The 14,481-nt window shown below is 43.4% G+C and carries 12 protein-coding genes; all 12 read right to left on the bottom strand.

The features are described 5' to 3' along the window. Positions 1-137: 137 nt before the first annotated feature. Positions 138-1,313: an L-aspartate oxidase gene (locus KP625_RS02535; RefSeq protein WP_238299104.1), complete on the bottom strand. Its 1,176-nt coding sequence runs from the start codon at positions 1,311-1,313 to the stop codon at positions 138-140. Positions 1,314-1,431: 118 nt separating this feature from the next. Further along, complete coding sequence (locus KP625_RS02530; RefSeq protein ID WP_238299103.1) at positions 1,432-3,087, bottom strand: sensor histidine kinase; 1,656 nt, start codon at positions 3,085-3,087, stop codon at positions 1,432-1,434. Between the two features lies 1 nt (position 3,088). Beyond that, positions 3,089-3,769, bottom strand: a complete 681-nt coding sequence (locus KP625_RS02525; protein WP_117780931.1) for a response regulator transcription factor — start codon at positions 3,767-3,769, stop codon at positions 3,089-3,091. Position 3,770: 1 nt separating this feature from the next. After that, positions 3,771-4,409: a phosphate signaling complex protein PhoU gene (gene phoU / locus KP625_RS02520; RefSeq protein ID WP_238299102.1), complete on the bottom strand. Its 639-nt coding sequence runs from the start codon at positions 4,407-4,409 to the stop codon at positions 3,771-3,773. A 6-nt stretch (positions 4,410-4,415) separates the two neighbouring features. Continuing rightward, entirely contained in the window at positions 4,416-5,165 is a 750-nt protein-coding gene (gene pstB, locus KP625_RS02515) for a phosphate ABC transporter ATP-binding protein PstB (protein WP_021985452.1), read from the bottom strand. A 22-nt stretch (positions 5,166-5,187) separates the two neighbouring features. Next, entirely contained in the window at positions 5,188-6,096 is a 909-nt protein-coding gene (pstA, locus tag KP625_RS02510; protein WP_370641396.1) for a phosphate ABC transporter permease PstA, read from the bottom strand. 2 nt (positions 6,097-6,098) lie between these two features. Then, positions 6,099-6,950 (bottom strand): phosphate ABC transporter permease subunit PstC, encoded by an 852-nt coding sequence (gene pstC, locus KP625_RS02505; protein ID WP_021985450.1) that lies wholly within the window; start codon positions 6,948-6,950, stop codon positions 6,099-6,101. Between the two features lie 43 nt (positions 6,951-6,993). Further along, entirely contained in the window at positions 6,994-7,857 is an 864-nt protein-coding gene (locus tag KP625_RS02500) for a substrate-binding domain-containing protein (RefSeq protein WP_177969928.1), read from the bottom strand. Positions 7,858-8,281: 424 nt separating this feature from the next. Beyond that, positions 8,282-9,247, bottom strand: a complete 966-nt coding sequence (locus tag KP625_RS02495) for an aldolase catalytic domain-containing protein (protein WP_118373301.1) — start codon at positions 9,245-9,247, stop codon at positions 8,282-8,284. Between the two features lie 379 nt (positions 9,248-9,626). Then, positions 9,627-11,672, bottom strand: coding sequence for a polyphosphate kinase 1 (ppk1, locus tag KP625_RS02490; RefSeq protein WP_238299101.1), 2,046 nt, complete (start codon positions 11,670-11,672; stop codon positions 9,627-9,629). Between the two features lie 82 nt (positions 11,673-11,754). Next, a complete protein-coding gene (locus tag KP625_RS02485; RefSeq protein WP_238299100.1) occupies positions 11,755-12,669 on the bottom strand; it encodes a substrate-binding domain-containing protein in 915 nt (304 codons plus the stop codon). 1 nt (position 12,670) lies between these two features. Next, entirely contained in the window at positions 12,671-14,353 is a 1,683-nt protein-coding gene (locus KP625_RS02480; RefSeq protein ID WP_238299099.1) for a Na/Pi cotransporter family protein, read from the bottom strand. Positions 14,354-14,481 lie beyond the last annotated feature (128 nt).

The raw sequence follows: 14,481 nt of genomic DNA, 5'->3' as shown, positions 1-14,481 counted from the left end.
CGTGTTCAATCATTGCTGATATAGTACAGAACATCAAGAATTTCTAAGTTCCAAACATATTGTATATGCGAACATATTCAAAAATAAAATATATGTATCTACGTAATGGAATAATCATGCACAATGATCTATAAAATTTACACAAGCTCACCAATCATGTGCTTTGCAGCACGTTTTGCGAACACTAAACTTTCAAGCAAACTGTTGCTGGCTAAGCGGTTCTTTCCGTGTACCCCGTTACAGCTTGTTTCTCCGACGGCATACAAATGTGGCATCGTTGTGTGTGAAAACTTATCTACATGGATACCTCCCATGAAATAATGCTGTGCCGGAACGATCGGAATCGGCATCATCAGAATATCAAAGCCATACTTCATGCAATGCTCGTAGATATGCGGAAAATGGTTCAGGATTGTCTCGCGTGGAACATTCTCAAAGGATAAGAATTCGTATTTCACGCCTTCTTTTTCCATCTCTGCCTGAATCGCCTTCGTCACAACATCTCGCGGCTGCAATTCGTCGACGAAACGCTCTTTCTTGTGATTCAAGATAATTGCACCCTCACCTCTTGCCGACTCTGAAATCAGGAAACTTCTGCCCGGATTCTCCGTGTAAAAGCAGGTTGGATGAATCTGTACATAGTCCATATGCTCTAATTCTACGCCGTGTTTTTTCGCAATCTCACAGCCATCGCCGGTCAGGATCGGGTAGTTCGTGGAATGTTTGTATTGTCCGCCGATTCCACCTGTTGCAAATACTGTGTTTTCCGCATAGATCTCTAATTCTTCACCATCCGCACATTTTGCAAGTATACCCACGCAGGCATGATTGATATCCTCTATAATATCAGTCATTGTTGTATGTTCAAAAATGGTAACATTGTTCAACTGCTTCACAGCAGATAATAAACGGGTCGTAATCTCTTCCCCGGTTATATCCTCATGGAAGCAGATACGCGGCTTAGAATGTGCTCCTTCCTTTGTATAGGCAAGACTTCCGTCTGCGTTTCTCTCAAATTCCACACCGTATCCGATCAGATCGTTGATGACATCCCGACTGCCACGGATCATGATGTCAACACTTTCCTTGCGGTTTTCATAATGACCGGCACGCATGGTATCCTCAAAATAGGAATCATAGTCGTCCTCGTCTAGCAGCACGCAGATACCGCCCTGAGCCAGCATCGAATCACAGGTTTCAAGCTCTGCTTTTGAAAGCATCAAAATCTGTTTGTCTTCCGGTAAATTCAATGCTGTATATAATCCACCGACACCGCAGCCGACGATCACAACATCGTAATGTAATTCTCGCATCTTCCTGTCTCCTTTGAATTTATACCTGTACATAACTCAAAAACGCAGACATTCCGCCTGCGTTTTCGCTCCGAATGTACATGCAGTATAGCACATGTTTTGACAGGTGACAAGACACCTATATCGGAAAGATTAATTTTATTTCAGTTCCGACATTTAATGCACTTTCAATCTTGATCTCCGCATTGTGCAGCTTTGCGCCATGCTTTACAATAGAAAGTCCAAGCCCCGTACCGCCTATTTCCTTGGAATGGCTCTTATCGACCCGGTAAAAACGTTCAAATATCCGGTCAAGCTGGTCTGCCGGAATTCCGATGCCGGAATCTTTGACGCAAAACTCACAACGATGTTTTTCCTTTTTGATCGTGACATCTATGGTGCCATCCTCTTTGTTATATTTAATGGCATTTTCAATCAGATTGTATACCATCTCTTCTAACACAGAATGTATACCGGAAATCATCATATGCTCACCCTGCAGATTGATTTTGATATGCCGTTCCTCTGCTACCGGCTCCAAATGATGGATTTCGATTCTTGACAGGTCATATATATCAATCGGAGTTTTTTCCACTGCCTGCTCTCCCTCATCGAGCTGGGACAGCTTGATGATATCTTCTACCAGATGGATCAGCCGGCGTGCTTCGTCATAGATCTTACCTGCAAATGTTTTGACATCCTTTTCGTCAACAATTCCATTTTTAATAATTTCTGCAATGCCGGATATGGAAGTAAGCGGTGTCTTTAATTCGTGCGATACGTTCGCCGAGAATTCTCGTCTCAAATTCTCGCGTTCTTCCTTCTCTGTGACATCCGTGATGATAACTACCGCACCGGCAACCTCGTTATTCCGGAATACCGGATTCGCATAGATATTATAAAAGCGTCCCTTAACCGGACAGATATACTCGCTGTGGATCCCCTGGATCGCCTTCTTGATACAGTCGATAAACTCTTCCGACCGGTTAATCTCCAACACATGTTTTCCATCTACCGATTCATCCACATCAAACAAGGTTGAGATACTTCGGTTGTGTGAGAGAACAATTTCCTTTTTATCCACAACAAGAAAACCTTCCTGCATGTTTTCCGTAATCAGTGCAAACTCATTTTTCTGTGTCTGCAGCTGCGTCATCGCTTTCTGAATCTGTTCATTCTGGATGCGGATTTTACGGATAAACGGTGACAACTCGTCATAAACCGTCGATTCATCCGGATGATCTAAGTCGATTGCTTCTAACGGTGTTGTAATCTGTCTCGATAAGCGGTAGGCAAGAATCGCAGAAAATTCAACACCAAGCAGTAATACGAGAATAATCGGAAGCAGCACCTTCATCAAAAGGGCAGGTACCGATTTACGGACTACAGAGACACGGACTACACTTCCGTCCGCGATACGGATGGCGTGGTAGATTGTCTCCTCGGAAAGCGTCTTCGAATACCTTACGCTTGTGCCTGCTGAAGATGTCATTGCCTGTTTGATCTCTGTACGATTTTTATGATTTTCCATCGTATGGGGATCGGCTTTGTTGTCATAAAGGACTGTTCCGTCTGCCGCAACCCAGGTGATACGCTTTTCATTCTCATCAAGGTCAGTGAGAAAATCCAGTCCGGATAGGTTGACCCCTTCCGCAATATAGCCTGCCGCCTGATTCAGGGAGGCAACGTATTGCTTGTTAAAATAGCTGTATAAGACACCGATGATGGATATGCCGCATAGAACAACCAAAAGGAGGATGATTAAAATTGTATTCTTGAATATCTTCTTTTTCATCTTAATCTCCGATCTTGTAGCCGACACCGCGGACGGTTTCAATCATATTCCCGGCTTCCTTTAATTTCATCCGGAGACTTCGTATATGGACGTCAACCGTACGGCTTTCCCCGTCGAATTCATATCCCCAGATACGGTTTAGCAGCTGATCACGTGTAAACACCTGCCCTTGGTTTTCCATAAACAGATGCAGAAGTTCAAACTCCTTCAATGTAAGATTGATGCGCTCTCCATCCACTAAAACAATGTGGCGCTTTGTATCTAAGGCAATACTTCCTGCAATAAGCTTCTCACCGTCATCTGTCGTATCTGCACGGTTTTCTGTCCGGCGAAGCAAAGCCTTGATTCTGGCAACTAACTCCATAATGCCAAACGGCTTCGGCACATAGTCATCCGCACCGCTGTCAAGCCCCAGTACTTTGTCGTATTCACTATCCTTTGCAGTTAACATAATTACCGGAACCTCTTTGGTATCAGCATGTTCCCGCAGCTTTTTTAAGACAGACAAGCCATCCTCCTCCGGCAGCATGATATCAAGCAGAATCAGGGACGGAAGTGTTTCTTCCATCCCTGCCCAGAATTCTGATGGACGTTCAAAGCCTTTTGCTTCCAAATCCATGTGACATAATGTGTAAACTACAAATTCACGTATGCTATTGTCATCTTCTAAAACATAAATCATTTTATATATGCTCTCCTGTGATTGAATAATACACCCATTCCGCAACATTCGTTGCATGGTCGCCTATTCTTTCATAATACTTTGCAATCATGATAATGTCTATATAAAATTCACCATCTTCTGCTTTTTTTCCGATCTCTTTAATGAGACGTTTCTTTACCGAATCAAATAATGCATCGACTTTATCATCAGCCTGCATCACAGTGATCGCCAGATCCTTGTCTTTTTTGACATATGCCTCCACAGCATTTGACAGCATATCTTTCGCAGCACCTGACATTTCTTCAAGGTCTTTAAATTCCTTTAAGTCATAGGGTGCTGTGAAACGAATCATATCCGCGATATCGGCGCATTGGTCACCAATCCGTTCGAGATCAGATATAAGCTTTAATGCAGCTGATACAAAACGGAAATCCGATGCGACCGGCTGCTGCTTTAAAAGCAGGCTCATACAGATATGCTCGATATTATGCTCGCTTTTGTCGATCTCCTCTTCCACTGCATGGGATTTCGATGTGTATTTGGCATCGCCGCAAAAAAGCGCCTTTGTAGTACCCGCGATTACCTTCTCGCAAAGTGCACCCATACGGATCAGTTCGACATTCAGATTCTCTAATTGCTTCTCGTATTCATTTCTCATAATTTATCAACCAAACCTTCCTGTGATATAATCCTCTGTCCGCTTGTCGCTTGGATTTGCAAACAGTTTCTCTGTATTGTCAAACTCAACAACTTCTCCGAGCAGGAAAAATGCTGTATTATCTGAGATACGTGCAGCCTGCTGCATATTGTGTGTTACCATGATGATCGTATATTTATCTTTCAGATCGACAGCCAGATCCTCAATCTTCGAGGTGGAAATCGGATCGAGGGCAGATGTCGGCTCATCCATCAAAAGCACATCCGGTTCCACCGCAAGTGCACGCGCAATACACAGACGCTGCTGCTGTCCACCTGACATACCGAGCGCGCTTTTCTTCAGACGGTCCTTGACTTCATCCCAGATAGCAGCCTGCTTTAAGGAACGTTCCACAATTTCATCTAATTCTGCTTTTTTATGGATTCCGTGTGTACGCGGTCCATATGCAATATTGTCGTAGATGCTCATCGGAAACGGATTTGGTTTTTGAAACACCATGCCGACGCGCTTGCGCAATGTATTGACATCCATTCCTTTGTATATATTTTCGCCATCCAGTGTTACCTCGCCTGTGATCTTGCATCCTTCGACCAGATCATTCATTCGATTCAGGCTTTTTAAAAGTGTGGATTTTCCACAGCCGGACGGACCGATGAACGCAGTAATCTTTGTTGATGGAATATCCAAGTTGATATCTTTTAACGCATGGAAATCGCTGTAATATAAATCCATGTCCTTAATTTTAAAATTACCCATTTTTTCCTCCAAATTCCAGTACTTATTTTGCCTGCAGTTTTTTGGCAAGCTTTCCGGATGCTGCATTGATTATGACAACCATTACAAGCAGCACAACGGCGGTTGCATATGCCTGCTTTGTGTAGAGTCCTTCCGAAAGCAGTTTATACATATGAACAGCCAGTGTACATCCGGAATCAAATAAGCTTTTTGGTATCTCGGCAGTTGTACCGGATGTAAAGATTAAAGCGGCCGTCTCACCGACGATACGTCCGATTGCCAGAATAACTCCGGATAAAATACCGGGTACCGCAGATGGAAGAACAACCTTGAATATCGTCCGTAGTCTACCGGCTCCAAGTCCGAAGCTTCCTTCCCGGTAAGAATCCGGTACGCTTAAGAGCGCTTCTTCTGTCGTACGCATAATGGTTGGAAGCACCATAATGGAAAGTGTAAGTGCACCACCGAAGAACGAAAGCCCCCAGCCGAATGCGATAACAAACATCAGATATCCGAACAGACCATAGACAATGGAAGGGATACCGGATAATGTCTCGGTTGTGATTCTGACAACACTCACAAGTTTATTTCCGCGCTTGGCATATTCTACCAGATAAATAGCAGAACAAATACCGATTGGAACTGCGATGAGCAGGGAAAGCGCGGTCATAAGAAATGTATTGATAATGGCCGGAAGCATCGATACATTTTCGGTTGTATATTTCCATGCAAAAAGCTCCGGAGAAAGATTCATGATACCATTTGCCAGAATATAGATAACAAGTGCGCCGAGCACGCCAACCGTAATGACAGCAGATACAGTGACTGCAATCAGTAAAAACATGGAAAACGGCCGTTTTTTGTATGCAGCGAGCTTATCCTTCCAGGTAACGACATTGATCGGCCTGATTGCTTCCATATCTGCCTTTGCTGCTACAGCTTGTTCACTCATGCCTATTTCGCCCCTTTCTTTTTCACAACTGAGAACAACAGATTAATAATCAGGATGAATACGAACAGAACCACTCCGGTTGCTATCAGTGCTTCTCTGTGCAAATCTGTTGCATATCCGAGCTCCAGTACAATATTCGATGTAAGTGTCCGCACACCGGCTAACAAACTGTCCGGCATAACTGCATGGTTTCCGGCAATCATGATGACTGCCATTGTCTCACCGATCGCACGTCCGATTCCAAGAATGATGGCTGCAAGGATTCCGGATTTTGCTGCAGGGAGTACTGCCTTGAAGACACTTCTCTCATGCGTATCACCGAGTGCTAACGCTCCTTCGTAATAGCTTTCCGGAACCGCACGGATTGCCGATTCCGATACACTGATGATAGTTGGCAGAATCATGATTCCAAGCAGGATGCAGGCGGTCAGAATATTTTTACCGCTTCCGCCGAATGTGTTCCGGATCATCGGTGTGATCACAACCAGACCGAAGAATCCATATACAATGGATGGAATACCTGCAAGCAGATCCACAGCCGGTTTCATAATCTTATGAAGCTTCGGTGGACAGAACTTTGCCATGAATACGGCACATAAAAGTCCGATTGGAACACCGATGATGATTGCACCTGCTGTCACATAGATACTGCCGATGATCATAGGGAAGATACCGAATTTATTCGCACCCGGCATCCATGTTTTACCAAATATGAAATTCACAAATCCGATCTGCCGGATGGCAGGTACGCCATTGGCAAACATGAACAGACATATCATGGCGACTGCCAGTATGGACATACAGGCAGCCACCAGGAATACGATATGCATAGTTCTTTCTTTTACTTTCGTCATAGTATGCCTCGTATTTTCTTTCTGATAAGTTTTTATCAATCTATTACTTTACTTCTGACCACTTTGTGATAGAGCCTGTGTAGATGCTCTTTACCTGATCGCTTGTAAGACCATCGACGTCGTTGTTTTTATTTACAACAACTGCGATACCATCAATTGCGATCACTGTCGGTGTAAGACCTGCACTAAGCTCGCTGTCTTTGAGCTCTCTGGATGCCATACCGATATCGCAGACACCTTCTGCCGCACTTGTCATACCTGTTGTAGAGTCACTCTGCTGTACTTCAATCTGTACATCCGGATTGACTGCAACATATGCCTCCTTGAGCTTCTCCATAACCGGTGTTACGGAAGATGAACCTGCAACATTGATCTTACCCTTTACGCCTGCAGCCTTGAATGCACCTGTATTACCCTGGCTGATATATCCTGCATCTTCAACAACCTTCTGTCCATCCTCACTTAAGATGAAGTTGATGAAATCCTGTGTTACTTCATTTGGGGTACCCTTTGTTGCAATGTTGAACGGACGGGATACCTTGTAGCTTCCGTTTGAGATATTATCAGCGGTTGCTTCCGCACCATCAATTTTCAATGCCTTTACAGAATCATCCAGGGAACCAAGCGATATGTATCCGATGGCTGCCTCATCATCTGCTACGCTCGTCATCATAACGGATGTTGAGTTTGTGATATCTGCAGTAGAGATTGTATTATCAATCTTGTTACCATCTGCATCCTTCTCCTCGATACCGAACAGTTCGATAAATGCGCCTCTTGTACCGGATCCATCCTCACGGGAAATTACGGTGATATCATCACTTGCTGCTTTACCACATCCTGTCATTGCTCCCATAAGCATGGCTGATGCTAAAACTCCAATGATTGCTTTCTTTAACTTTCTCATTTTCTCTGTCTCCTTTTTCTCTTAAAGATTTTCTTTTTGATTTAACTTACAAATGAGAATATACAGAATGTAAGTAAAGTGCGTTATCGTAGTTTTGTAAAATGTACGTAAAACAAGTGTCTGTATAAAAATGAATTGATGTCATATACGATGTATTGAAACTAAAAAGTGCTAAATGTTCTGATCTACGGTATTTTACCGTACGCAACCGCCGCCAATTCGCCATCCGTGGCTCAGTGGCGGCTTGTTTGAACATCGTGTTCAAACATTGCTAATGTAATACAGAACATTAAGCACTTCTAAGTTTCAAACATATGTATATGACATCAATTCATTTTATATCGAATATACTTCTTTTACTACAATAATGAGTTAATGAAATAACACACTTTTCAGCTTTTATGTTATTTAATTACTTTCTATTCTAAATTAACAGTTCCTTGTAATATTCTGCGTAGTCGCGGCGATTCTCTTTTGTGAAAGCGATTGCAGAACGGGGATGCTGGTTTAAAAGTCCGGTCATCAGGTACTGGAGATCGTAGCCCCAGACGATGCCGTCATCCTTTAATTTCATCATGTGGTCTTCAATGAATTTGAATACCGGGTATACGTTGTATTTTGGATTTTTCAGGAATCCAAGCAATAGCTCCATCGCGCAGTTGCCGGCTCCTCTTCCCATGGACAGGTAGGTTCCGTCTAACCAGTCTACACCATCACCACACGCTTCAATCGTATTTGCAAAGGCGAGCTGCTGGTTGTTGTGTGCATGGATACCGATCTTCTTATTGTATTTCGCTGCGAAATTCAGGTACAAATCAGCGATACGGGCAATCTGCTCCGGATACAGCGAACCAAAGCTGTCCACAATGTAGATAACATCAACCGGTGTCTTGCCAAGCATATCAAGTGCAACCTTGATGTCTTCCTCCTGTGAATTCGAGATAGCCATGATATTACAGCTTGTCTCGTATCCCTTCTTTGCCGCATCCTCTACCATGTCGATTGCTTCCGGCATCTGATGGATGTATGCTGCCACGCGGACTAAATCAACCGGTGAATTTACTTTCTCATCGAAATCGTTCTTATCATGGCGCCCGATATCTGCCATGATTGCAAGCTTTAAGTCTGTGTCGTTATCTCCAACGATCTCGCGGATATGGTCATCACTACAGAATTTCCATTTACCGAACTTCGATTCATCAAATACCTTCTTCGATGCACGATAACCCATCTCCATATAGTCAACACCTGCGTCGATATTTGCCTGATACAATGCTTTTACAAAGTCATCTGTAAAATAAAAGTCATTCACCAGTCCACCATCACGTAAGGTTGCGTCTACTACCTTGATACTTTCCCGAAATCCAAGTAAATTTGATAATTCTTTCATGTCTTTGTTCCTCATCTTTCTTTCTCTGTCGCGTTACTGCTTTAATGCAATAAAGAGAATATGGATATATTAACAGAGATTTTCCGGATAGTCAACCCCAATATTTTTCTACTGCTTTTTCATATGACAATCCACCGTCTTTGCGTAATCGTCCCAGATGCATAATGGATTTTTTTCACAGTATCCGTCTCAAATTCCACTCCCGGAGAAAGAAAAAGCGCCTGTGTATGGCGTTAACAGGCGCTCCTATGACAGTAATATTTATTCACTGTCAGTCGAGAGGAAGTCTCGAATCTATACATAATACTGATGGCGCAGTATTGTATAGCGGATGTAATTGTTATAACAGTATGCATACAGGAAAGCTATGTCTATGTACCTATGCATGTATCTCATTGTTTTTGTAAGCTTGTGCATATTGTGCTTCCTGTGCATTGATATGACAGTCTCCCTGTTTTGGAAGGTAGATACCGTTGATCTGCTCTCTTGCCTTCTGGTCATCCTCGTAGAACAATTCAAAATCATCGAGAATCCGGGCTTTGATTGCAGGATCATAGACCGGAGCCGCTACCTCTACACGGTGAACGGTATTCCGTGTCATAAAATCGGCAGAAGCAATATACACCTTCGGGTCATCTTTGCCGAATATATAGATTCTGGAATGTTCCAGAAATCTTCCTACAATGCTGATGATTCGGATATTATCCGTCTCTCCAGCCACGCCTGATTTCAGGCAGCAGATTCCACGCACGATCATGCGGATTTTCACGCCGGATTTGCCGGCCTCGATAAGCTTGTCGATGATCTTCTTATCCGTCAGGGAATTGATTTTCACACCGACATAACCTTCTTTTCCTTCCTTCGCCTTTGCAATTTCTTCATCAATCATTGCAAGGACCTTATTCTGCAGGCAGTTTGGAGCTACAAGCAGATGCTCTGTCTCATCGACGGTAGTTCCCATTGACAAATGATTGAACACATTGGCAGCTTCATTTCCGATATCTACCGAAGATGTGATCAGAGAATAGTCAGTGTATATACGGGAAGTCTTCTCGTTGTAATTACCGGTACCAATCTGTGTGATATATTCGATTTTATTATTCCGCTTTCCTGTGATCAGACAGAGTTTGGAATGTACCTTCATATGATTCAATCCATAGATTACGCGGCATCCGGCATCCTCAAGCTGTCTCGACCAGCGGATGTTATTCTCCTCGTCAAAACGTGCCCGTAGTTCGACTAACACAACAACCTCTTTGCCCTGCTCTGCGGCTTCAACCAACGCCTCTACAATCTTCGAATCGCTGGCAAGACGATATAAGGTCATCTTGATTGATACGACCTCCGGATCATTTGCTGCCTCATTTAAGAGCTGGATAAAAGGCTTCATGCTCTCATATGGGTAAGACAGGAATAAATCACGCTCTCTAACCTGTTCCATCACCGGGCGTGTCCGGTCTATCATAGCCGGCTGCTGTGGCACGCGGCGTTCGTAAAATAAATGCTTTTCATTTCGAAGCAGATCCTCCACCTTGAATAAGAACGACAGGTCAAGTGGTGAGATGGAATGAAATACCTGCTTTTTTGTGAGGTCTAAAAATCCACACATTTTCTCGATGATGGAGTCATTCATCATTCTTGTATATTCCATACGGAGCGGGCACAAACGGCTTCTTGTACGAAGCACCTTCTCCACCCCCTTGCGGTAATCTTTTTCATCATCGTCTAATGCATCATCCACGTCTATTTCCGCACTCCGCAGGATACGGATCAGGGATTTGCTGATTACCTTATAACCCGGGAATACTTCCCCAACAAAATGCAGAATCAATTCTTCTGCGAGCATAAAACGTCTTCCGTCGGAAGAAACCGGGATCATGCGCTTAATGACCGGATTGTTACATGGAATAATGCCAATCTTCGTATTGTTAGATTTTGTTCGCAGCTCTACCACAGCGTAGATTTCCTTGTTACGTAAAAATGGAAATGGCTGGCGTTTGCCGACAACCTGTGGTGAAATAAACGGCTGGATCTCATTCTCAAAGTAAAGCTTCATGGAATCCTGCTCATCCTCGTTCAGATCCTTATACAAAAGCTCCTTGACACCATATTCTTCCATCTCATACATCAGGCGCAGGTAGATTTCGTCCTTCTTCTCCCGAAGCTTCTTCTCCTTGACGATAATGCGGTCAAGCTGTTCCTGACAGGTCATATTCGTCTTATTTTCGCGGACTTTACTGTCTTTTCCTGCGTCTAACGAACCAACACGCACCATTAGGAACTCATCGAGATTACTTTGGAAGATTGACACGAACGACAGACGTTCGCAGAGCGGATTGTTCTCATCCACTGCTTCTTCCAATACTCTTTTATTGAACTTTAACCAGGAAAGTTCCCGGTTATCATAAATTGTTTCCTGTAACATGTTATTTTCCTCCGTATTTTCGGTTATCGTTTCTGTTTCTTTGTTACGTTTCTTTAATATTTTACGAAACAGATTTTTTATTTTATTGAATATCATTCCAAGATGTGATGTTTCCATTGAAGATACCTTTCAATTCATCTTTTGTTACCTGATTGATCGGATTATCCTTTTGGACAATCACTGCGATTCCGTCCGTTGCGATCACCGTTGATTCTACAAGATCTGTCTCGTAATCCTTTAGGCTGCGTGATACCATAGCCATATCGGATTTTCCTTCCATGGCATCGTTCAACCCCTTCGTAGAATCTGTCGCATACACATGGATCGTTGCATTTTTATTCACTGCCATATACGCATCTGCAAGCTCCGAAAGCAGCTCTGCCATAGAGGAAGAACCGCGGATGCTGAGTGTTCCCTGTGCATCCGGATCTGCCAGAAATGTTGTCTCTTCCGCCACTGGCACATATGTCTGACCCACGATTTTCTGACCGGCACCTGCTATATATTTGACAAAATCATCCCGCAGTGCATTCGGGCTGTCTACCCATGCAAGTGTAAAATCTCTGGTCAATGGATACGCATGATCTGCAATACTTTCTCTGGTACAGACAATTCCATCTACAGCAAGTGCTTTGGAATCTCCCTGCATTTGTCCGTAGGATACATATCCGATTCCGTTTTTTAATACATTAATAGCGCTCGCCATGGCACTCCCGCTTGATAAAACCATGCACTGTTTCATATCCTTGTATTTATCCGTGTTATCATCAGACATGGAAATCCCGAGATATTCTTCAAACTGGCTCCTGGTACCGGAACCATCCTCACGAACCTGCACCGAAATCATACCAAGGGAAGAAGCGTCTCCATTTGTTCCGGCAAATGCATAGTCCTGCGTTTCTTTTTTTCCACAGCTGCATAAGGATGCAGCCAATGTACCCACGCACAAAAAACTTACGATGCATATTCGAAATCTATGTTTTGCTCTAAGCTTCATGCTATGCTTCCTCCAATTCCAGGAAACGGACATTGTCCATCACTTCTTCCACCATGCCGCTACAGCTGTCACCGATACGCTCTAAGCTGTGAAGCATATTGGAAAACGGATAGGTAAATTCCGGTTTGCAATTTTTCTTGCGCAGACGTTTTAAATGGTTCTTATTAAAGCGTTTCTCCATACTGCGAAGTTCTTTTCTATAATCAAGTACTTTTTTCGCAAGCTTCGAATCACCATTGTCGAGAGCAGAAATTGTCGTTTGATACATCACTTCCACTGCATCAATTCCTCTGGCAAGCTCTTCCATGGCGTCCTTTGAAAACTTATATTTTCCTTCGAGTTTTGCACGGAGCACTGGTGTAATATCCTCGCACCGTTTGCTGACACGGGCGATATCGTTTAATACATACATAAGTCCGGCTGTTGTGGAGGACTGTTCTTCCGTAAGCGAACCTGTCGAAAACATGCTGGAAATATAGCTGACGGTATCTTCATCAATCTGGTCTACCAGCTTTCCATCTTCTTCGAGATTTGTAAGTGCTTTGCTATCATTGTTTAAAACGATTGCCTTCATATTCCCGATCATTTCAGCAACAAGACGTCCGGCGCGACGGATCTCCTGTGAGACAAGGTACATTGCGGCAACCGGCTGCCCAATGACATTGCGGTCAAGAAAACTCTTTGTTTTGTCATCACTTACAACCGCCTTCTTGTCATCTCTGACAATAAACATAACAATCTTCACCATAACCGGAAGAAGCGGTAGCCAGATCAGAGTATTGATGATATTAAAGCTCATATGTGCATTTGCAATCTGTCTTGAAATCACATCCAGTTCATTTCCCTTTGGAGAGATTATCTCCACAAACTTTGCAAATGGTTTAATGATCCAGATAAAGATAAAGGATCCGGTAATATTAAATACACTATGTGCAACCGCACAGCGTTTTGCATCCTTGGACTGACCGATACTTGCCAATAATGCGGTAATGGTTGTACCGATATTATCGCCAAGCAGAATCGGAATTGCGCCAACTAATCCGATCACACTCGCACCATCCGGGCCTGCCTGTGATGCGAAGCTCTGCAATACCGCAATCGTTGCGGAGCTGCTCTGTACAACGAGTGTCATAAGCATACCGACGCCAACACCGAGTACCGGAATATGGCTGACTTTCTCCATCATATTGATAAATACCGGGCTTGTTGCAAGCGGCTTCATGACATCGCCCATCATCTCGATACCAACAAACAACAAACCGAATGCGAAGATTGTCTGTCCGACAAACTTTATCTTCTCTTTCTTCGCGATAAATGCGATCAGAAATCCGATAAATACAATCGGCATAATATAATCACTAATTTTAAACGCCATCAACTGTGCGGTCATTGTCGTTCCGATGTTTGCCCCGAATATAACAGAGATACCTTGCTTTAAGGACATCAATCCGGCACTGACAAAACCAATCACCAATACAGTTGTCGCACTGGAGCTTTGCAGAACTGCCGTTACAAGTGCGCCCGCCAACATTCCGCACACGGCATTTCGTGTAAGTACTCCCAACACCTTCTTCATTTTGTCTCCGGCTACCTTTTGGAGCGATTCACTCATCATATTCATTCCGAATATAAAAAGTGCCAGACCTCCCAGCAAACCGAACACAGTCGCCATACTTTCGTTCATTTTGATTCTTCCTTCCTCTTTTGGGCATTTTTAACCGATTTAAAAGCCGTTTTGCAAGCATTTCCCGTAAGCAGAATGGCTTTCATAGCTTGAATAATATCGAAATATGGAATCGGCTTCTATCAACA

It is taken from the genome of Eubacterium sp. MSJ-33 (assembly GCF_022174665.1).
In the GTDB taxonomy this organism is placed as follows: Bacteria; Bacillota; Clostridia; order Lachnospirales; family Lachnospiraceae; genus Coprococcus_C.
This window is presented reverse-complemented; position numbering and strand designations above follow the sequence as displayed.

Bases quoted from the DNA above. Each gene is read 5' to 3' on its own strand.
- pstA (WP_370641396.1), bottom strand. From the start codon at position 6,096: ATGAGTGAACAAGCTGTAGCAGCAAAGGCAGATATGGAAGCAATCAGG.
- KP625_RS02495 (WP_118373301.1), bottom strand. From the start codon at position 9,247: ATGAAAGAATTATCAAATTTACTTGGATTTCGGGAAAGTATCAAGGTA.
- KP625_RS02480 (WP_238299099.1), bottom strand. From the start codon at position 14,353: ATGAACGAAAGTATGGCGACTGTGTTCGGTTTGCTGGGAGGTCTGGCA.
- KP625_RS02485 (WP_238299100.1), bottom strand. From the start codon at position 12,669: ATGAAGCTTAGAGCAAAACATAGATTTCGAATATGCATCGTAAGTTTT.
- KP625_RS02500 (WP_177969928.1), bottom strand. From the start codon at position 7,857: ATGAGAAAGTTAAAGAAAGCAATCATTGGAGTTTTAGCATCAGCCATG.
- KP625_RS02535 (WP_238299104.1), bottom strand. From the start codon at position 1,313: ATGCGAGAATTACATTACGATGTTGTGATCGTCGGCTGCGGTGTCGGT.
- pstB (WP_021985452.1), bottom strand. From the start codon at position 5,165: ATGGGTAATTTTAAAATTAAGGACATGGATTTATATTACAGCGATTTC.
- pstC (WP_021985450.1), bottom strand. From the start codon at position 6,950: ATGACGAAAGTAAAAGAAAGAACTATGCATATCGTATTCCTGGTGGCT.
- KP625_RS02525 (WP_117780931.1), bottom strand. From the start codon at position 3,769: ATGATTTATGTTTTAGAAGATGACAATAGCATACGTGAATTTGTAGTT.
- ppk1 (WP_238299101.1), bottom strand. From the start codon at position 11,672: ATGTTACAGGAAACAATTTATGATAACCGGGAACTTTCCTGGTTAAAG.
- KP625_RS02530 (WP_238299103.1), bottom strand. From the start codon at position 3,087: ATGAAAAAGAAGATATTCAAGAATACAATTTTAATCATCCTCCTTTTG.
- phoU (WP_238299102.1), bottom strand. From the start codon at position 4,409: ATGAGAAATGAATACGAGAAGCAATTAGAGAATCTGAATGTCGAACTG.